Below are 18446 nucleotides of genomic sequence, written 5' to 3'. Positions count from 1 at the left end.
ACTCGATTTCCGGTTGCATGGTGATCATGAGACCCCTCGCCGTGCTCCGCCACGACCTGCCGGCCTCACTGGTCGTCTTCCTCGTCGCTGTTCCCCTGTCCCTCGGCATCGCCCTCGCCTCGGGCGCGCCGGTCGCCGCCGGGCTGGTGGCCGCCGTCGTCGGCGGCATCGTCGCCGGTGCCCTCGGCGGCTCCGCGCTGCAAGTGAGCGGGCCCGCCGCCGGGCTGACCGTCGTCATGGCCGAAACCATCCAGACGTTCGGGTGGGCCGTCACCTGCGCGATCACCGTCGCCGCCGGCGCGCTGCAGATCCTGCTGGGGCTGAGCCGCATCGCGCGCGCCGCGCTGGCCATCTCGCCCGCCATCGTGCACGGCATGCTGGCCGGCATCGGCGTCACGATCGTGCTCGGCCAGCTGCACGTCATCCTCGGCGGCAAGGCGCAGAGCTCCGCAATCGAGAACATCGCCGAGCTGCCCGGCCAGATCGTCGCCCACCACGACTCGGCCACCATCGTCGGCCTGCTCACCATCGCGATCCTGCTGGCCTGGCCGCGCCTGCCGAAGGCCGTGCGGCGCGTGCCGGGCCCGCTGGCGGCGATCGCGCTCGCGACCGTCGTTTCCGTGGTCTTCGCGATGACGCTGCCCCGCGTCGAGCTGCCCGGTGACCTGCTGGACGTCCACTTCGTCCCGCAGCTGCCCGACGGCTGGGGCGGGTTCGCGCTCGCCGTCGTCACCATCGCGCTGATCGCCAGCGTCGAGAGCCTGCTCTCGGCGGTCGCGGTCGACCGCCTGCACACCGGCCCGCGCGCCCACCTCGACCGCGAGCTGGTCGGCCAGGGCGCGGCCAACATGGTGTCCGGCGCGCTGGGCGGGCTGCCGGTCACCGGCGTCATCGTCCGCAGCTCCACCAACGTCGCCGCCGGGGCGAAGTCCCGGGCGTCGGCGGTGCTGCACGGCGTCTGGGTGCTGCTGTTCGTCGTCCTGCTCGCCGGGCTGATCGAAAGCATCCCGCTGGCGGCGCTGGCCGGGTTGCTGGTGCACGTCGGCGCGAAGCTGGTCAACCCCGGCCACATGAGGACCGTCCTCGCCCACGGCGACCTGCCCGTCTACCTGCTCACCCTCGCCGGGGTCGTGGTGTTCGACCTGCTCACCGGCGTGCTCGCGGGTATCGGGCTGGCGCTGGTGCTGATGCTGCGCCGCACGCTCTGGTCGGGCATCCACGTCGAGTCCGAAGGCGACACCCGGCGCGTCGTCGTCGAAGGCGTGCTGACGTTCCTGTCAGTGCCGCGGCTGTCGAAGGTGCTCGGCGGTGTCCCGGCCGGCGTGCCGGTGCGGCTGGAGCTGGTCGTGGACTACCTCGACCACGCCGCCTTCGAAAGCCTGCACACCTGGCAGCAGGCGCACGAACGCGCGGGCGGCACGGTCGACGTCGACGAGATCGGCCACCCCTGGTTCGGCGAAGGGAAAGCCGGGCGCCCGACACGGTCCCGGCTCGCCGCGAGCCGGGCGGTGCCGCGGTGGCTCGCGCCGTGGTCGGCCTGGCAGGCCGTCGAAGGCATCCCGGCGCAGCACACCCGCCGCGGCGCGACCGAGTTCCACCGCCGGGCCGCGCCGCTGCTGAAGGACACCTTGTCCGGATTGGCCGACAGCCAGAAGCCGCGGACGCTGTTCATCACGTGCGGCGATTCTCGCATCGTGCCCAATCTCATCACCACGAGCGGCCCGGGAGACCTCTTCACCATCCGGAACATCGGCAACCTCGTCCCACCCGGCCAAGCCGACCCGTCGATGAACGCGTCGATCGAATTCGCGGTCGGCGTGCTCGGGGTGGCGGAGATCGTCGTCTGCGGACATTCCTCTTGCGGCGCAATGAAAGCCGTCACCGACGGCGCGCCGGCGGGACCGCTGGGCGACTGGCTGCGGCACGTCGAACCCAGCACCCGGCGCGAAGACGTCGTCACCGTCGACGGCGTGCGGCCCGCTCGCGAGGCCGACCGGCTGGCACTGCACAACGTTCTGCAACAACTCGAGCACCTGCGGGAGTACCCGCTGGTCGCGGCGGCGGAGTCGGCCGGGAAACTGCAGCTGACCGGCATGTACTTCGACGTCGGGGCCGCCAGCGTGCACCTGCTCGACGGGGAGGCGCGCGCGTTCACAGCCGCGGGGCAGTAGCCCGAACGGCGGTTCCCGGGTGGGGCACGACCTCCTAACTTCGGGCGTCCACAAGGCACACGGGACGGGGAGCCCGCGCGCCGTCGCGCCGAAGGGGGATGGCCAGTCCATGTCGCTTTCCAGACGTATCCGGGTGCTCGCCGTGGCCGTGCTGGCCGCGGTGACCGGGTTCCCGGCCACCGCGGCCGCCACGGGCACCACGCTCACGTGGGGCCCGTGCGCCGGGGTGCCCGAACCGACCCAGGGCCTGCAGTGCACGTCGATGAGCGTGCCGCTCGACTACGCCCGCCCGACCGGGCAGCAGATCACGCTCGCGTTCTCCCGGCTGCCCGCCGCCGACCCGGCGAAGCGCCGGGGCGTGCTGCTGCTGAACCCCGGTTCGCAGGGCGACTCGCAGCTTTCCCTGCCGCTGCAGCTGATCGCGCTGGGGCTGCCGCAGTCCGTGCGGGACACCTACGACCTCGTCGCGTTCGACCCGCGCGGCGCCGGGAACAGCACCCGGGTCACCTGCGACCTGCCGGTGACGTTCATGATCCCGCCCGCCTACGCCGTGACGAACGCGGACGTCGACAAGCAGGCCGGTGTCGCCCGCCAGAACGCCCAGGGCTGCGCGGCCGCGCCGTCGGCGCCGCTGCTGCCCCACATCACCGTCCGGAACGTCGCGCGTGACCTCGACGGCATCCGGGCGGCGCTGGGCGAGCGGAAGGTCTCGTTCCTCGGCTACTCCTTCGGCGCGTTCCTCGGCGCCACCTACGCCACGATGTACCCGTGGCGCACGGACCGGTTCGTGCTGGACAGCTCGACCGGCCCGAACGGCCTCGACTACACCTGGTCGCGCCGGTTCGCCCCGGGCCTGGAGAAGCACTTCCCCGACTTCGCCGCCTGGGCGGCCTCCCAGAACGCGACCTACGGCCTCGGCGACACCCCCGAAGCCGTCAAGGCGAAGTACTTCGAGCTGGCCGCGAAGCTCGACCAGACGCCGATCGAGACCGTCGACGGCGCCACGTTCCGCTGGATCAACGAGGCGCTGACCCAGTCGGACGCGACGTTCCCGCTGCTCGCGCAGGTCTACCAGCAGGCGGCGGACGGCACGATCACGCGGCCGCCGCTGCCGCCCGGCTTCGACTTCTCCGGGCTGCTCTCGATCGTCTGCAACATGGACGGCTGGCCCACCGACGTCGAGGTCTACCGGCGCGCGGTGGACCACGACCGGGCGGCCTACCCGCTGCTCGGCGCGGCGGCGGCGAACGTGTGGGCGTGCGCGTTCTGGCCGGCGCGCAAGACCGAACCGCAGGTGCGCATCGGGGACTACGGCCCGTCGAACATCCTGATGGTCCAGAACCTGCGCGACAACGGCACGGACTACCCGGGCGGCGTCGAGATGCGGCGGGCGCTGGGCGACCGGGCCCGGCTGGTGAGCGTCGACCAGGGCGGGCACCGCGCGTACCTGTTCGGCACCAACGCCTGCGCGAACGCGACGGTGGCCCGCTACCTCGCCGACGGCGTCCGCCCGGCCGCGGACACCGCCTGCCCGGCCTGAGCCCGGGCTGCGGCCCGGTCCCCGGGGTCACTATGTTCATGGTCCGTGACCATGCTGGTGATGACGGGGACCGGGACCGGGGTCGGCAAGACGATCACCACGGCGGCGATCGCGGCGCTGGCCGTGGCCGGCGGGCAGCGCGTCGCCGTGCTGAAACCGGCCCAGACCGGCGTGCGGCCCGACGAGCCCGGTGACCTCGCCGACGTCGTCCGCCTGGCCGGCGACGGCGTCACCACCCGCGAGCTGCGCCGCTACCCCGACCCGCTCTCGCCCGAGGCCGCGGCCCGCCGCAGCGGCCTGCCCACGCTCGACCCCGGCGAGATCGCCCGCGCGGCGTCCGACCTGGACACCGGGCACGACCTCACGCTGATCGAGGGCGCGGGCGGGCTGCTGGTGCGCTTCGACGGCACCGGCGCCAGCCTCGCCGACGTCGCCTGGTCGCTCGGCTCGCTGGTGATCATCGTGGCCGAGGCCGGGCTCGGCACGCTCAACGCGACCGCGCTCACCGCCGAGGTCGCCACGAAACGCGGGCTCACGGTGGCCGGGGTGATCATCGGCGCGTGGCCCGCCGAGCCGGACCTCGCGTCGCTGTCCAACCTCGAAGACCTGCCGGTCGCGGCCGGGGCGCCGCTGCTCGGCGTGCTGCCCGCCGGGCTCGGCGAGGCGTCGCCCGCGGAGTTCCTGGCGGCGGCGCGGGCCGGGCTCTCGCCGTGGTTCGGCGGCGAGTTCGACCCCGAGCTGTTCGCGGGGTGCGCTTCCGCCGGGAAGTGACCTGCGTCGCTGTCGTCCCGGGGTGCCTTCGTGCACGATGAGGGACGCTTCCACCACGACCGAGGAGACGCCGTGACCGCAGTCCCGGACACCGATGTGCTCGCCTACGCTCGCGAGCACGTCCTCGAAAACGGCGCCGGCCTGGGCGAAGCCGAAGTGCTCGAGGTGCTGCGGCTGCCGGACGAGCGGTTGCCCGACCTGCTCGCGCTGGCCCACGAGGTGCGGATGCGCTGGTGCGGGCCCGAGGTGGAGGTCGAGGGCATCATCAGCTTGAAGACCGGCGGCTGCCCCGAGGACTGCCACTTCTGCTCGCAGTCCGGCCGGTTCCCGACGCCGGTGCGCTCGGCGTGGCTCGACATCCCGAACCTGGTCAAGGCCGCCCGGCAGACCGCCGAGACGGGCGCGACGGAGTTCTGCATCGTCGCCGCCGTCCGCGGCCCCGACAAGCGGTTGCTCTCGCAGGTCCGCGAAGGCGTCCGCGCGATCCGCGAGGACGGCAACGACATCCAGATCGCCTGCTCGCTCGGCATGCTCACGCAGGAGCAGGTCGACGAGCTCGTCGACATGGGCGTGCACCGCTACAACCACAACCTCGAGACGGCGCGCTCGCACTTCCCGTCGGTGGTCACGACGCACACGTGGGAAGAGCGCTGGGACACGCTGCGGATGGTCGCCGAGGCGGGCATGGAGGTCTGCTGCGGCGGCATCATCGGCATGGGGGAGACGGTCGAGCAGCGCGCGGAGTTCGCGGTGCAGCTGGCCGAGCTGAGCCCGCACGAGGTGCCGATGAACTTCCTCATCCCGCAGCCGGGCACGCCGTACGAGAACTACGAGATCGTCGAGGGCCGCGACGCGCTCCGGACGGTCGCGGCGTTCCGGCTGGCGATGCCGCGCACGATGCTGCGGTTCGCGGGCGGGCGCGAGCTGACCCTCGGCGACCTCGGCGCGGAGCAGGGCATGCTCGGCGGCATCAACGCGATCATCGTCGGCAACTACCTGACCAACCTCGGCCGTCCCGCCTCGGCGGACCTCGAGATGCTCGACGAGCTCAAGATGCCCATCAAGGCCCTCAGTGACAGCCTCTGACGCACCCGCCTTCTGTGTCCACTGTGGACAGGAGTCGCCGGGCGGGGTGGACCACCCGGCGTGCCACAACCCCCGGACGGCGCTGGAGCCGCCGCGCTACTGCACGTACTGCGCGCGGCGGCTCGTGGTCCAGGTGAGCCCGCTCGGCTGGACCGCCCGCTGCAGCCGCCACGGGGAGACGGCGAGCGGCTGACCCCGGCGTCGCGAGGTCTTGAATGAGTCATTCAGGACCTCCGAAGACCTGAATGACTCATTCAAGACACCCGGTGCCCGGGCACGGCCTTTCCTGCGTCGACCGGTTACCCTTTGTCACACCTTTGCAGGAGGGAGTCCCGGGTGAGTGAGTCGTCGGGGCCCGCGCACCGGCCGTCGGCCGTGGCGGGGCCGTGGTCGGTGCCCGTGCTGTTCCGGGAGCGGCGGCCGCGCGTCGTCGTCAAGGCCGACCTGCTGCCCGCGCTGAGCGTCGCGCTCACGCTGACCGTGTTCAGCTTCCCGATCGGCCTCCTGTGGTCGCGGCTCGCGCCGCCCGAGCGCGTCCGGATCATCTCCGCCGACGGCACCCAGGGTGCCCTCGAACTGGAGAGCTGGCACCGCTTCGACGACCTCGCCGTGTTCGGGTTCCTCACCCTCGGGTTCGGGGTCGTGGTGGGCGTGGTCACCTGGCTGCTGCGCGAACGGCGGGGGCCGGTGGTGTTCCTCGCCGCCGTGCTCGGCGTCGCGCTCGCGAGCGCGCTGGCGATGTGGATCGGCGTCCGGATGGCCAACGGCCACTACACGATCACGACCCCGCCCGCGCTCGGCTCGGTGATCGAGCTGGCGCCGCGCCTGGAGTCGTGGTGGGTGCTGCTCACCGGGCCGCTCGGGGTGTCCGTCACCTACAGCCTGCTGGCCACCTGGAACGGGCGCGACGACCTGGGCCGCCGCCTCGGCTGACCCGGTTCCCCTAGGCTGGTGCCCTCGACCACATGGGGGGTTCCAGCAGTGACCGAAGACATCGAGGTCTCGCGCCGCAACGTCGTCCGCTTCCCGGGCATCAGCCCGCGCGCCTACGAGCACCCGGTGGACCGCGGCGCGCTCGCCACGCTGCGCGCGGTGCCCGGGTTCGCGCAGGTCGTCAAGGCGATCTCGGGGTTCTACAACGAGCGCGGCGAGCGGCTGATGGCGGTCGCGTCGTCGATCCGCGTCGGGCCGAAGCAGTACCCGGAGCTTCGACCGGCTCCGCCACGAATGCGCCGAGACGCTCGACCTGCCGTCGGTGCCGAACGTGTTCGTCTACCAGGACCCGCGCGTCCAGGCGGCGGCGGTCGGCATGGACGAGCCGTTCATCCGGGTCAGCACCGGCCTGGTCGAGCTGATGAGCCTCGACTCGCTGCGGTTCGTGCTCGGGCACGAGATGGGGCACGTGCTGTCCGGGCACGCGGTGTACCGCACGATCATGGTGCGGCTGATCAGCCTGCAGCTGTCGATGTCGTGGACGCCGGTGAGCGCGCTCGGCATCCGCGCGGTGATCGCGGCGCTGCGCGAGTGGTTCCGCAAGGCGGAGCTGTCGTGCGACCGCGCGGGCCTGCTGTGCGGCCAGGACCCGACGGCGGCGTTGCGCGCCCAGATCCAGATCGCGGGCGGCATCGACCCGTCCCGCATCGACATCCCGTCGTTCCTGCAGCAGGCGGCCGAGTACGAGTCGGTCGAGGACATCCGCGACAGCTTCCTCAAGCTCAAGTTCGTCGAGACGGAGTCGCACCCGTTCGCGGTGGTCCGCGCGGCGCAGCTGCAGAAGTGGGCGGCATCCCCGGAGTACCGGGCGATCCTGGCGGGCGACTACCCGCGCCGCGACGACGACAGCCCGACGTCGGACTGGAAGGACGACCTGAAGTCGGCGGCCAAGTCGTACAAGGACTCGTGGAGCGCGTCCGCGGACCCGCTGACGAAGGTGTTCAGCGACGTCGGCGAGGCCGTTTCGGGCGCGGCGGGCAAGGTGTGGACCAAGTTCGGCACCGGGAACGGCAACGGTTCCGAGGGCTGATCGGGGTGGGCTGAAGGGGACTTTCATGTCGTCTGATGCGGTGAAGGGCCCTTTCCGCTCATGTGATGCGAGGAAAGGGCCCTTCAGCCCGCGGTGGCCGGGCCGAGTCAGTTCAGGCTGGCCGGGCGGCTCAGGTCGGTGAGCTCGCCCGGCGGCAGGGGCACCGCGCCGAGCGTGTCCAGGAACCCCGCTTCGCGCGTCAGCAGGCGGCACGCGATGCGCAGCCGGCGCAGCGGGTGGCGTTCCTCGAGCAGACGCTGGCGGTCCTCGAGCGGCAGGAGGCAGTCCGCCGCCAGCTGGTAGGCCAGCTCGGCCAGGCTGCTGTCCGGGGCGGGCGCGTGCCAGTCGTCGCTGCGCCACGCCGTTTCGCAGTACCGCTGGTGGGCCGCGCGGGCCACCGTCGCCAGGCGCTCGGCCATCTCGCCCGACGGGTCCGCCGGGTCGTCCTCGACCCACTCCACCGAGGCGATCAGGTACGGCGCCGACGTGCAGTCCAGTTCGCGCAGCCGGAAGCGGCGCTGGGCCTGCGTCACCACGTCGAACCGGCCGTCCGGCAGGCGCTTCGCCTCCCTCAGCACCGTGCTGCAGCCGATCTCGTACAGCTGGTCCAGACCACGTACCTCGCGGGTCAGTGACGACCGGAGCGCCACCACGCCGAACTCGCGGCCCGGCACCGTGCCGCTGACCAGGTCCGCCGTCAGCTGCCGGTAGCGCGGCTCGAAGATGTGCAGCGGGAGCTTCGTCCCCGGGAGCAGCACGGTCTGCAACGGGAACAACGGCAGCAAGGTCGTCGTCGCGTGGCTTTCCGATTCCGGCTCGGTCACGCGTCCACGGTAAGGGGAGAACGCGCCCTGCGCAGGATGGTCACCGGTTCGGCGGCCGGAACACCGCGAACGGATCGGTGATCTGCATGCCCTTGCCCGCGAAGGAGAACAACGCCGCCGGGCGGCCGCCGGACCGGCCCGGTGCGGCCGTGTGACCGGTGGGCACCAGCAGGCCGCGCCGCGAGAGCACGCGCTGCAGGTTCGTCGCCGAGACGCGGTAGCCGAGCGCCGCCGAATACAGGTCGCGCAACGCCGAAATCGTGAACTCCTCGGGCGCCAGCGCGAACCCGAGGTTGCTGTAGCTGAGCTTCGCCCGCAGCCGGTCGCGGGCGCGCAGCACGATCGCTTCGTGGTCGAACGCCGTCCTGGGCAGCGAAGCGACGTCGTGCCACTCCGTGTCCTCCGGCACCTCCGGGTCGACGTCGGAGGGGACCAGCCCGAGGAACGCCGTCGCCACCACGCGCGGCCCCGGCACCCGGTGCGGGTCGCTGAACACCGCCAGCTGCTCGACGTGCTTGAGCTGCCGGACGTCCACCTTCTCGGCCAGCTGGCGCCGGATCGACGTCTCGACGTCCTCGTCGGGCCGCAGCCGTCCGCCCGGCAGCGACCAGCGGCCGAGGTGCGGGTCGAGCGCGCGGCGCCACAGCAGCACCCGCAGTGTGTCGGAGCGCACTTGAAGGACCGCTCCCAAAACCTCGTGGGCGAGGGGGGCCTGGGTGTTAAGATGACTTCGCACGGTTTTCGATTGTAAGGCGAAAACCGGAGACAGGTCCAGGAGGGCCAGCATGACTTCGACGCTCGAACAAGACCTCACCCCCTACGGCGGGGTGGCGGCGAACGCGGCCTGGGCCGAGGAGGTGCGGCGCCTGGCGAAGCAGCGCGACGCGGTCCTGCTCGCGCACAACTACCAGGTCCCGGAGATCCAGGACATCGCCGACCACACCGGCGACTCCCTGGCGCTGAGCCGGATCGCGGCGAGCAGCGACGCGTCCACCATCGTCTTCTGCGGCGTGCACTTCATGGCCGAGACCGCGAAGATCCTCTCGCCGGAGAAGACCGTCCTGATCCCGGACGCGCGCGCCGGCTGCTCGCTCGCCGACTCCATCACCGGCGCGCAGCTGCGTGCCTGGAAGGCCGAGCACCCGGGCGCGGTGGTCGTCTCCTACGTCAACACCACGGCCGAGGTGAAGGCCGAGACCGACATCTGCTGCACGTCCTCGAACGCGGTCGACGTCGTCGCCTCGATCCCGGCTGACCAGGAAGTTCTCTTCCTGCCGGACCAGTTCCTCGGCGCGCACGTCAAGCGCGTGACCGGCCGGGAGAACATGCACGTCTGGGCGGGGGAGTGCCACGTCCACGCGGGCATCAACGGCGCCGAGCTGGCCGAGCGCGCGGCCGAGAACCCGGACGCCGACCTGTTCATCCACCCCGAGTGCGGCTGCGCGACGTCGGCGCTCTACCTGGCGGGCGAGGGCGCCGTGGCCCCGGATCGGGTCAAGATCCTCTCGACCGGCGACATGGTCCACGAGGCCCGCGACACCCGTGCGAAGTCCGTCCTGGTGGCCACCGAGATCGGCATGATCCACCAGCTCCGCAAGGCCGCGCCGGACATCGACTTCCGCGCCGTGAACGACCGCGCGTCCTGCCGGTACATGAAGATGATCACCCCCGCGGCGCTGCTGCGGTGCCTGCGCGACGGCCTCGACGAGGTCCACGTCGACGTCGAGACCGCCGCCCGCGCCCGCGCTTCGGTGCAGCGGATGATCGAGATCGGGCAGCCCGGCGGCGGCGAATGAGCACGCCGGTTAATGACCCACAGGCGAAAACTCCGGTTTGGGAGGCTCGCGCGGACCTGGTCGTCGTCGGCAGCGGCGTCGCCGGGCTGACCGCCGCGCTGCGCGCCCAGGCCCTCGGGCTGCACGTCCTGGTGGTCACCAAGGCGGCGGTCGAGGACGGCAACACGCGCTGGGCCCAGGGCGGCGTCGCCGTGGTCCTGGAGGACCAGCACGATCTCGACGACTCGGTCGCGAAGCACGCCGAAGACACCTTCGCCGCGGGCGCGGGGCTGGTCGACGAGGTTGCCGCGCGCTCGATCCTCGACGGCGGCCCGGCCGCGGTCGCCCGCCTCCGGGCGGACGGCGCGAAGTTCGACGCCGCCGGCGACGGCCTGCTCGCGCGCGGCCGGGAAGGCGGGCACAGCGCGTTCCGCGTCATCCACGCGGGCGGCGACGCCACCGGCGCCGAGGTCGAACGCGCCCTGGTCGCCCAGGCCGGGCAGGCACTGGTGCCGGTGCTGGAGCACCACATCGCCGTCGACGCGCTGCGCACGCCGGGCGGGCGGGTCGCCGGGGTCACCGTGCTCGACGCGAACGGCGTGCCCGGCGTGGTCCGCGCTCCGGCCGTGCTGCTGGCCAGCGGCGGGCTCGGGCAGCTCTACCAGGCCACGTCGAACCCGGAGATCGCCACCGGCGACGGGCTCGCGCTCGCGCTGCGGGCCGGGGCGACGGTGGCGGACATCGAGTTCGTCCAGTTCCACCCGACCGTCCTGTACACCCCGGGCGCGCGGGGACGCTGCCCCCTGGTCACCGAGGCCGTGCGCGGCGAAGGCGCGACGCTGGTCGACGCCGCCGGCGTGCCGGTCATGGCGGGCGTGCACCCGCTCGGCGACCTGGCGCCCCGCGACGTCGTCGCGGGGGCGATCACGCGCCGGATGGCGACCGCGCCCGGCGGCGTCGACGACCACGTGTTCCTCGACGCGACCGGCGTCCCGGGGTTCGCGCGGCGGTTCCCGACCGTCTTCGCGGCGTGCGGGCGGCTCGGGCTCGACCCGGCGGTGGACCCGATCCCGGTGACCCCGGCGGCGCACTTCTCGTGCGGCGGCGTGGCGACCACTGTGGACGGACGCTCGTCGGTGCCCGGGCTGTACGCCGCGGGCGAGGTCGCGCGGACCGGCCTGCACGGCGCGAACCGCCTGGCCTCCAACAGCTTGCTCGAAGGCCTGGTCGTCGGGCAGCGCGTCGCCGAGGCTGTCGCGGCGGACCTCGCGGCGGGGTTGCTGGCCGACCCGGCCCGCGGGCGGCTGCCGTCGTGGACCACCGCACGCACCGCCGAGCGCGACGCCCTGCAGCGGGTGATGAGCCGGTACGCGGCGATCGGCCGCGACGCCGACGGGCTCGCCGCGGCGGGCTCGGTGCTCGACCTGTCCGGCCAGGACAGTCCCTTGTGGACGCACGAGGCCGTCGAAGACGCGGCGCTGACCGTGGTGGCGCAGGCGTTGCTGGCCGCGGCCGTCCGGCGCACCGAGTCGCGCGGCTGCCACGTGCGCACCGACTTCCCGGCGCCGGACGAAGGCTGGCGGCGCAGCCAGCACCTCCGGCTCAGCCCGTCCGGCCAGCCGGTGCTGGCCGACCCGATCCCCCTGGAAGGCGTGGCATGACGTTCCCCATCTCCGAACCGGTCCTGCGCCGGATCGCCGCGTCGGGCCTCGACGTCGAAGACGTGCGGCGGGTGGTCACCACCGCGCTGGAAGAGGACCTGCGGTACGGGCCGGACGCGACGACGGCGTCGACCGTGCCCGCCTCCGCGACCGCGGTGGCCGAGCTGACCCCGCGCGTCGACGGCGTCGTCGCCGGGCTGCCGGCGGCACTGGCGGTGTTCGACATGGTGCTTGGTGACGCCTATGAACTGTTGTCCGAGCGCGAAGACGGTGAGCGGCTGGCCGCGGGGGAGCCCGCGCTGGTGCTGCGCGGGCCGGTGCGCGGGCTGCTCACGGCCGAGCGGACGGCGCTGAACCTGCTGTGCCACCTCTCCGGCGTCGCCACCGCGACCGCCGCCTGGGTGTCCGAAGTAGACGGTACCGGTTGCGCGATCCGCGACTCCCGCAAGACGTTGCCGGGCCTGCGGCTCCTGCAGAAGTACGCCGTCCGCTGCGGTGGCGGCGTCAACCACCGGCTGGGGCTCGGCGACGCGGTGCTGATCAAGGACAACCACGTCGTCGCCGCCGGTTCGGTGACCGCGGCGCTGGCCGCGGCCCGCGAGCACGCGCCGGAACTGGCGTGCGAGGTGGAGGTCGACACGCTCGAGCAGCTCGAGGAGGCACTGGCCGCGGGCGCGGACGAGGTGCTGCTGGACAACTTCACGCCGGAGCAGTGCCGCCGGGCCGTCGCGCGCCGCGACGAGGTTTCGCCGAAGACGCGGCTGGAATCCTCTGGTGGCCTCACCCTCGACCGTGGTAAGGCCTACGCCGAGTCCGGTGTGGACTATCTGTCGGTGGGCGGGCTGACCCACTCCTCACCCGCGTTGGATCTGGGCATGGACCTTCGCTGAAGGGCCGTTCCCGGGTAAACTGGCGGCGGCGGAAGTACTTTCCGCTCTGGGGTTTCCGGGGAGGGTCGGGTGCGGGTTCCGGCGGCGCTGGCGGTCGCGGGTCTCGTCGCGCTCGGGCTGCCCGCGAGCGCGTCCGCCGCGCCCGGCCCGCAGTGCGCGAACCCCTCGGGCACCTACACCGGCGAGGTCCCGTGGGGGCAGCGGCAGGTCGACCCGGCGCGGCTGTGGCCGCTGACCCGGGGTGAGGGCCAGCTCGTCGCGGTGATCGGCACGGGCGTCGACGGGCAGAACGCGCAGTTCGCGCCGGGACAGCTCGAAGGCGGGCCCGGCACCGAGCGGACGGACTGCGACGGCCGCGGCACGATCGCGGCCGGCATCGTCGGCGCGCAACCGGCGGCGTCGACGACGTTCGCCGGGATCGCGCCGGGCGCGCGCCTGCTGCCGATCCGCTACACGGCCCCCGACGGCAGCGGCGACCCGCGCGCGTTGGCGGGCGCGATCGACGCGGCGGTGGACCGGCACGCGAGCGTCATCCTGGTGGCCGTGCCCGCGGCGTTCGACAGTCCCGCGTTGTCGGGCGCGGTTTCGCGGGCGCGGGCGGAAGGTGCGGTGGTGGTGTCCGCGGCGGCGGCGACCGAGCAGGGCACGCGGACGTACCCGACGGCGACGCCCGGGGTGCTGGCCGTCGGATCGGTGAACCCGGCGGGCGAGCCGGTGCAGACCGAAGCGGGGGACTACGTCGGCGTCGCGGCGCCGGGAGCGGAGCTGGTGAGCACGTCGGCCGGAGCGGGCGGCGCGGTGGCGCACCGCTGGCCGGTGACGGACCCGGGCCTCGCGGCGGGGTACGTCGCCGGGGTCGCGGCGCTGATCCGTTCGTACCACCCGGAGCTGACCGGCGACCAGGTCCTGACGCGCTTGACGTTGACGGCGCACCGCCCGCCTTCGGGCGGCCACGACCCGCGGCTGGGCTGGGGAGTCGTGGACGCGTACGCGGCGGTGTCGTCGACGCTGCCCGCCGACGTCGCCGCACCGGGTGCGGTGGTCCCGGCGGGTTCGGGTGCGGCGGTGGCTCCGGCGGCGGCCCCGGCCCGGCGCCCGGCGGACGTGGCAGCGGGCACGATCGCGCTGGCGGGAGTGGCGGCGGCCGCGGCGGCCGGGGTGACGGTGGCGGCGGTCCGCCGAGCCCGCCGCCGAGGCTGGCGCCCAAGCCGTTTCACCCCGTAGCCACGGACTGGTGGTCGTGAGTGGCAATGAGGGTTCTAACCCGAATCGCCACTCACGAGGGCGTACGGGAGCCGGCGTGTCAGGCTGCCGGGACCGGGCGGGTCGAACCGATGATCGCCACCGCGTGGCTCGCCCTCGCGACGTGCACCGTGAAGTCCGCGCCGTCGCGGCTGAAGCGGGCGATCAGCTCGCGCGGCGTGCTCCGGTCGTGCGCCTGCCAGCCGCGCTCGGTCAGCGTCGGCAGGACCACCTCGGCCAGGCGCCGCTCCGGTTCGCCCGCCTGCTCGACGCGCACCCCGTACTGCCAGCAGCGCAGGTGGCCGGGGCGGGTCGGGTCGCAGTCCAGCTCGCCGTCCACCGTGCGGTCCGCCGGGGCGCCGAACGCCTCCGCCACGCTGTCGATCACGTCGGTCAGCTCGCCCGCGAGCCGGTCCAGCTCGACGCTCATCGCAGCACACCCCCGTCGTTCAGGAACTCGATGCCGTGCTCCAGGATGCCGTTCGGGTCGAACGTGCCGTCCGGCGTCACCGGGCCGCTCGTGATCACCCGGTAGATGTTCGTCCACGACTCCGAACCCGGCTTCAGCACGTCACTGTGCGACGAAAGCCCCCACAGCTGGTCCCCGGCAGCGGAACGCCCGGTCTCCAGCTCCGTGACGCCGGGGAACGTGTCCGGGTCCGCGCCGTGGCCGATGCCCGTCCACTCCAGGCCCCACGCGTTGCCCTGGGCGATCTCGATCGGGTCGAGCGGCGCCGTCATCGAGTACCGCTGGACGCCCGCCTGGCTCGCCGGCAGGTCCGACGGCGACCACACGCCGTGGCCCATGCCCGCCGACTCCACGTGCAGGACGCGGTCGACGTCGAGTCCCCGCGTCTCGGCCAGCCCGACCGTCGCGCCGCCGTAGCTGTGGCCGATCGCGGTCAGCGTGACGTCGGAGCCCGCGTGGCTCGCGATCTCGCCGCGCAGGTCGTCGGCGAAGTGCTTGAGGGCGGGCGCCATCGTCTGCGCGTAGCTCGCGTCCGGCCCCTGCACCACCGGGTTCTGCGGGAACACGCCGTCGGCCCAGACGACCATCGCCGTGCGCCCGGTCGGGTCCGCGGCCACCAGGCTGCGCCCGAGGCCGGCGTAGGCGTCGAAGTTGGACATCTGCGTGTTGACACCGGGCACGAACAGCCCGACGTTGCGCGTCCCCGGCTCGATGTGCCCGACCAGCTCGGCGATCCGGCCGTTGCCCGACGGGTCGAACCGCAGGATCTGCCGGTTGTTCGCCAGGATGTCTTCGTACAGCTTGATCCGCGCCCGCGACCGCGCGATCTCGTCGGGGTCGGTCAGGGCGGCCAGCTTGGCGCGTTCGGCCGTCAGCGCGTCGGCGACCTTCACGCGGTTGTCCGCGATCGCGTGCGCCCACGCGCCGGTGTCGGCCGAACCGCCGATCCCGCTGGGGTTTCCCGCCTTCGGCAAGGGATCCTCGGGCAGCAGCGCCCGGTACATCGCGGCGACCTGGGCGTCGGCGCGGCGATAACCCGCCGCCGACGCGGTCAGTCCACTTTGGAGCGTCCGGAGCCGGGACACGCCCGACTCGAGCTTCGCGCCCAGCTCCGTCATGGTCTTCTCGAACGTCTTGGCCGCGGCCGCGGATTCGCCGACCTGGCCGAAGGCGGCGGCGGGCACCTTCTCGCCCGCCACCGCGGATTGCGCCGTCGCCAGTGCGTCGGCGCGGGAGCCGAACTCACCCGCCACCGAGTCGAGGCGGGCCGGGGCCACGCGATATCCGGCAGCCGTCACGGCCCGCCTCCGTTTCGCAGCAGGGGTCGTGAGTGTTTAGGGCGGTTAGAACCGCCCTGAACACTCACGACCGGGTCAGTACGCTTCCGGCTCTTCGCCGATCACCGGGGGCGCGACCGGGGCCGCCTGGCCCCAGACGTTCTCCGTCTCCACCAGCCACGCCGGGATCCGCCGTCCGGAACCCAGGTCGCCGCCACCGCCCATGCCCATCGGCATCATGGGCATCATCGGCATCGCGCCCTTGGCCGCCGCCGCGCCCGCGGCACCGGCCGCGCCGCCCGCGAGCCCGCTGAGCGCGTTGCCCGCGCCGCCGTCGCCGGACAGGCCGGAGTGCGCCGCCGGAGCGTCCGCGCCGCCCCCGCCCGGGATGCCGACGCCACCGCCACCGAGTGCGGGCGCGTCGCCGCCGCCGATCGGGATGCCGCCACCGGCCCCGCCTTCGACGCCCGCGCCGCCCCCGCCGAGCTTCGTGCCGGGCGGCTGCTCCTTGTTCTCCTTGGGGTCCTTGCCGGTCGCCCAGCCCGGCACCTTCGGCATGATCGAGCCGAACCGGCCGAACGCGGCGGCCGACGCCGCGGCGAGCCCGGCGGTGAACATGTCGCCGAAGAGCGGGTTCGACGTCGGCGCGGTCGTCCCCGGCTGGGGTGCCGTGCCGCCGGGCAGCGGGTGCCCGTCGCCCGGGGTGACGACGACGCCGGGTTCGGTCGTGCCGTTGCCGACGAGCCCCGGCGAGCCGGTCGTCGCGCCGCCACCGCCCGGGGGCGGCGGGGTCGAGGGCACCTCGACGGCGTTCGGCGAAGCCGGGATCGACTCCTCGGCGGTGGTGTACTCACCGGCCAGTTCGGTCATGACGACGATCGCCTTCCCGTGCGCGGAGCCGGCGGCGTTCGCGGCCGACTGCTGCGCCTCGACGTTCGCGATGGCCTGCTGGCGCTGCTGGGCGGCGGCCTGCACCAGCGCGGGCGAGGCGTCCGGAGGCAGCAGCGGCGGGTTCACCGCGAGCGCGACGTCGGCGGGGGAGACGTCCGGCACCGCGACCGGCGGCGGCATCTCCTTCTTGGCCTTCACCAGCGCGTCGGCGGCGTCGTCGAGCATCACGTTCATCGACTCGGCGGTCTGCGCCACCTTGGAGATGCCGTTCGCCAGGTCGATGATCATCCGCTGGTACTGCTCGGCCGCGCCGCCGGTCCACTGGTCCTTGAACTCGGTCAGCTCGGCGTTGAGGTTGTGGGCCTGCTCGTGCAGGTGCAGCGCGGCGGACTTCCACTTGTCGGCGGCGTGCCGCGCGCTGTTCGGGTCACCGGCCTGCAGCATCGCGTACAGCTGCTGGTGGCTGTAGGCGGCGAAGTTCGTGTGCGCGGTGTTCTTCGTCATCCCTTGCGGCTCCCGTCCGAGTCGCCCAGGCCCAGCAGGCCCAGCACCGGGTCGAGCAGGTCGGTGACGGCGCCCGAGTGGTGCAGGTCCCCGGCCACCGCCTGGTCGGCGTTCTGGTAGCCGTCGGCGACCGTGGTGGTGACGTCCTGCGCGAAGCCGATCGCGCCGCGGACCTGGTCGAGCAGGCCCTGCATCTCCGACACGGCCGCGCGGTGGGCGTCGGCCAGCGACCCGGCTTCGCCGAACTCGCCGAACAGCAGCGGCTCCTGGCCGAGGGTGAGCAGGAAGTCGTTCGGTTTGGACATCGCGTGGATCTGGGTCTCCAGCTCCCGCACGAAGTCCTTCAGCGACTCCAGGTGGACGTAGTACGACTGGTCGTGCATCGGGTTCCCCGGCTCTCTTGTCGCACGATCGCGGAACGGGAAAGCCGGTCGGCCGGTGCGAGCGGGGGGTTTCCCGCACCGGCCGACCGACGTCTGGGCGCGGGTCAGCCCGCGAACAGCCCCTGGTTGCGGTTCTCCAGCGACTGCTGGAGGTCGTGGGCCTCGCCGACCTTGCCGCCGAACTGCGCGATGATGGCGACGATGTCCGCGGTGGCCTGGCGCAGGCGGGTTTCCGACTGGCGGGCCGCGTCACCGGCGGAGCTGCCGGAGGCGTACCAGGTCGCGGTGATCGGCTGCAGGTTCTGGTGCAGCTGCTCCAGCTGCGAGGTGAGCGCCTTGGCCTTGGCGGCCAGGGATGCCGAGCTGTGCTGCAGCGCGGCGAAGTTGATTTCGACGACGTCGGCCATGGTGGGCGTCCTCTCGGGTCAGGGGTTGAGGCGGGGGATCACGCCCGAGCCCTCGAGGGAGTTGCCGACCCCCTGGAAGCTCTGGTGGACGTCGGCGTCGCCGCGGCCGTAGTTCTGGTGGCTGGTGTGGACGAGCTGCGACATGGTGTCGAGCTCCTTCACCGCGACGCTCATCTTCTCCTGGAGCCGCCGCTGGAGGTCCCAGAACGCCACGGCCTGGTCACCCTTGTAGTTGCGCAGCGCCTCGGTCAGCTCGGACTCCAAGCTGGCCATCGTGGACTTGGCGTTCGTCGCGGTTTCCTCGAAACCCTGGACGGCGCGCGTCATGGCAGCGGAATCTGCCTGGAATCCCGGACTGGACATCGACGGGCCACCTCCTTCCTGAAGCGATTTCCCCTGGCGCGGTGGTCCGCGCGGTGTGAAAGTCACGCTAGAAAAGAGGCCTGTGTGGTCAAACGGCACAACTGCCGGTCGCGGTGACGGCACTATTACCCACAGGGCCGTGGTGGGGTGTGCCCCCTTCGTGACGGGG

Annotated in this window: 18 protein-coding genes and 1 pseudogene; 11 read left to right on the top strand and 8 right to left on the bottom strand. The window is 73.0% G+C overall.

Going from position 1 to position 18446, the window contains the following annotated elements:
* Positions 1-17: 17 nt before the first annotated feature.
* From QP939_RS51425 to QP939_RS51395, 7 genes and pseudogenes are all read left to right on the top strand, one after another.
* The gene (locus QP939_RS51425) at positions 18-2171 is read left to right on the top strand and encodes a SulP family inorganic anion transporter (protein ID WP_285454292.1); all 2154 of its coding nucleotides are present in this window, start codon (positions 18-20) and stop codon (positions 2169-2171) included.
* A 109-nt stretch (positions 2172-2280) separates the two neighbouring features.
* Positions 2281-3711 (top strand): alpha/beta hydrolase, encoded by a 1431-nt coding sequence (locus QP939_RS51420; protein WP_285454291.1) that lies wholly within the window; start codon positions 2281-2283, stop codon positions 3709-3711.
* Positions 3712-3756: 45 nt separating this feature from the next.
* Positions 3757-4482 (top strand): dethiobiotin synthase, encoded by a 726-nt coding sequence (gene bioD, locus QP939_RS51415; protein WP_285454290.1) that lies wholly within the window; start codon positions 3757-3759, stop codon positions 4480-4482.
* A gap of 72 nt (positions 4483-4554) precedes the next feature.
* Positions 4555-5568, top strand: coding sequence for a biotin synthase BioB (bioB, locus tag QP939_RS51410; RefSeq protein WP_285454289.1), 1014 nt, complete (start codon positions 4555-4557; stop codon positions 5566-5568).
* Positions 5555-5761, top strand: coding sequence for a biotin synthase auxiliary protein BsaP (gene bsaP, locus QP939_RS51405; RefSeq protein WP_434219624.1), 207 nt, complete (start codon positions 5555-5557; stop codon positions 5759-5761). Before bioB ends, bsaP begins: the two co-directional genes overlap by 14 nt.
* A gap of 143 nt (positions 5762-5904) precedes the next feature.
* Positions 5905-6501 (top strand): DUF2567 domain-containing protein, encoded by a 597-nt coding sequence (locus QP939_RS51400; RefSeq protein WP_285454287.1) that lies wholly within the window; start codon positions 5905-5907, stop codon positions 6499-6501.
* A 48-nt stretch (positions 6502-6549) separates the two neighbouring features.
* Positions 6550-7591, top strand: a pseudogene (locus QP939_RS51395) (M48 family metallopeptidase).
* Between the two features lie 107 nt (positions 7592-7698).
* Here QP939_RS51395 and QP939_RS51390 read toward each other — a convergent pair.
* Together QP939_RS51390 and QP939_RS51385 are read right to left on the bottom strand one after the other, a co-directional pair.
* Entirely contained in the window at positions 7699-8415 is a 717-nt protein-coding gene (locus QP939_RS51390; RefSeq protein ID WP_285454286.1) for an LON peptidase substrate-binding domain-containing protein, read from the bottom strand.
* 40 nt (positions 8416-8455) lie between these two features.
* Positions 8456-9088: an NUDIX hydrolase gene (locus QP939_RS51385; RefSeq protein WP_285454285.1), complete on the bottom strand. Its 633-nt coding sequence runs from the start codon at positions 9086-9088 to the stop codon at positions 8456-8458.
* Positions 9089-9200: 112 nt separating this feature from the next.
* Between QP939_RS51385 and nadA the strand changes: the two genes are divergently transcribed.
* The 4 genes from nadA to QP939_RS51365 all read left to right on the top strand — a co-directional run bounded on the left by nadA (position 9201) and on the right by QP939_RS51365 (position 13965).
* Positions 9201-10211 carry a quinolinate synthase NadA gene (gene nadA / locus QP939_RS51380; RefSeq protein ID WP_285454284.1) on the top strand — a complete coding sequence of 337 codons (1011 nt, stop codon included), beginning with the start codon at positions 9201-9203 and terminating at the stop codon, positions 10209-10211.
* The gene (locus QP939_RS51375; RefSeq protein WP_285454283.1) at positions 10208-11851 is read left to right on the top strand and encodes an L-aspartate oxidase; all 1644 of its coding nucleotides are present in this window, start codon (positions 10208-10210) and stop codon (positions 11849-11851) included. The genes nadA and QP939_RS51375 overlap by 4 nt, the downstream gene beginning before the upstream one ends.
* Complete coding sequence (nadC, locus tag QP939_RS51370; protein WP_285454282.1) at positions 11848-12741, top strand: carboxylating nicotinate-nucleotide diphosphorylase; 894 nt, start codon at positions 11848-11850, stop codon at positions 12739-12741. Before QP939_RS51375 ends, nadC begins: the two co-directional genes overlap by 4 nt.
* A gap of 69 nt (positions 12742-12810) precedes the next feature.
* Positions 12811-13965, top strand: a complete 1155-nt coding sequence (locus QP939_RS51365; RefSeq protein ID WP_434219623.1) for a S8 family serine peptidase — start codon at positions 12811-12813, stop codon at positions 13963-13965.
* Between the two features lie 79 nt (positions 13966-14044).
* Here the strand turns inward: QP939_RS51365 and QP939_RS51360 are convergent, their stop codons facing one another.
* The 6 genes from QP939_RS51360 to QP939_RS51335 all read right to left on the bottom strand — a co-directional run bounded on the left by QP939_RS51360 (position 14045) and on the right by QP939_RS51335 (position 18277).
* Entirely contained in the window at positions 14045-14413 is a 369-nt protein-coding gene (locus tag QP939_RS51360; protein ID WP_285454281.1) for a hypothetical protein, read from the bottom strand.
* Entirely contained in the window at positions 14410-15750 is a 1341-nt protein-coding gene (locus QP939_RS51355) for an alpha/beta hydrolase (protein WP_285454279.1), read from the bottom strand. Before QP939_RS51355 ends, QP939_RS51360 begins: the two co-directional genes overlap by 4 nt.
* Positions 15751-15825: 75 nt before the next feature.
* Positions 15826-17124, bottom strand: coding sequence for a WXG100 family type VII secretion target (locus QP939_RS51350; RefSeq protein ID WP_285454277.1), 1299 nt, complete (start codon positions 17122-17124; stop codon positions 15826-15828).
* Entirely contained in the window at positions 17121-17507 is a 387-nt protein-coding gene (locus QP939_RS51345; RefSeq protein WP_285454276.1) for a hypothetical protein, read from the bottom strand. Before QP939_RS51345 ends, QP939_RS51350 begins: the two co-directional genes overlap by 4 nt.
* Positions 17508-17611: 104 nt before the next feature.
* Entirely contained in the window at positions 17612-17914 is a 303-nt protein-coding gene (locus tag QP939_RS51340) for a hypothetical protein (protein WP_020644701.1), read from the bottom strand.
* 18 nt (positions 17915-17932) lie between these two features.
* Entirely contained in the window at positions 17933-18277 is a 345-nt protein-coding gene (locus tag QP939_RS51335; RefSeq protein ID WP_285454274.1) for a WXG100 family type VII secretion target, read from the bottom strand.
* Positions 18278-18446 lie beyond the last annotated feature (169 nt).

This window comes from Amycolatopsis nalaikhensis (genome assembly GCF_030264295.1).
In the GTDB taxonomy this organism is placed as follows: Bacteria; Actinomycetota; Actinomycetes; order Mycobacteriales; family Pseudonocardiaceae; genus Amycolatopsis; species Amycolatopsis nalaikhensis.
Note: the sequence above shows the minus strand (reverse complement) of the source record. Positions and strands in the feature narration are given on the sequence as shown.

Bases quoted from the DNA above. Each gene is read 5' to 3' on its own strand.
- nadC (WP_285454282.1), top strand. From the start codon at position 11,848: ATGACGTTCCCCATCTCCGAACCGGTCCTGCGCCGGATCGCCGCGTCG.
- QP939_RS51345 (WP_285454276.1), bottom strand. From the start codon at position 17,507: ATGCACGACCAGTCGTACTACGTCCACCTGGAGTCGCTGAAGGACTTC.
- QP939_RS51350 (WP_285454277.1), bottom strand. From the start codon at position 17,124: ATGACGAAGAACACCGCGCACACGAACTTCGCCGCCTACAGCCACCAG.
- nadA (WP_285454284.1), top strand. From the start codon at position 9,201: ATGACTTCGACGCTCGAACAAGACCTCACCCCCTACGGCGGGGTGGCG.
- QP939_RS51375 (WP_285454283.1), top strand. From the start codon at position 10,208: ATGAGCACGCCGGTTAATGACCCACAGGCGAAAACTCCGGTTTGGGAG.
- QP939_RS51420 (WP_285454291.1), top strand. From the start codon at position 2,281: ATGTCGCTTTCCAGACGTATCCGGGTGCTCGCCGTGGCCGTGCTGGCC.
- QP939_RS51340 (WP_020644701.1), bottom strand. From the start codon at position 17,914: ATGGCCGACGTCGTCGAAATCAACTTCGCCGCGCTGCAGCACAGCTCG.
- QP939_RS51335 (WP_285454274.1), bottom strand. From the start codon at position 18,277: ATGTCCAGTCCGGGATTCCAGGCAGATTCCGCTGCCATGACGCGCGCC.
- QP939_RS51360 (WP_285454281.1), bottom strand. From the start codon at position 14,413: ATGAGCGTCGAGCTGGACCGGCTCGCGGGCGAGCTGACCGACGTGATC.
- QP939_RS51425 (WP_285454292.1), top strand. From the start codon at position 18: ATGGTGATCATGAGACCCCTCGCCGTGCTCCGCCACGACCTGCCGGCC.